This is a genomic window from Escherichia sp. MOD1-EC6021, assembly GCF_002965245.1.
Lineage (GTDB): Bacteria > Pseudomonadota > Gammaproteobacteria > Enterobacterales > Enterobacteriaceae > Escherichia > Escherichia coli_F.
Window position 1 is genome coordinate 1 of record NZ_PTRU01000153.1, and the last position, 228, is coordinate 228.

The window sequence follows — 228 nt, forward strand, 5'->3', positions numbered from 1 at the left end:
TCATCGCGAATACAAGCAGACATGGAAAACACTGGATGACGAACTGGCCTACGCTCTCTGGCCTGGTGATGTGGATGCCGGAAACATTGACGGCAGCATCCATCGCTGGGCAAAAAATGAAGTTATCGACAACGACCGCGAAGACTGGAAGCGTATCTCGGCATCAATGCGCAAACAGCCTGATGCCCTTCGCTACGACCGCCAGACTATTTTTGGCCTTGTCCGTGA

1 pseudogene is annotated in these 228 nt (G+C 52.6%); it reads left to right on the forward strand.

Annotated elements, in window-relative coordinates:
- Window positions 1-228 (forward strand): annotated as a pseudogene (locus BEB54_RS28470) (exonuclease); the annotation flags it as partial.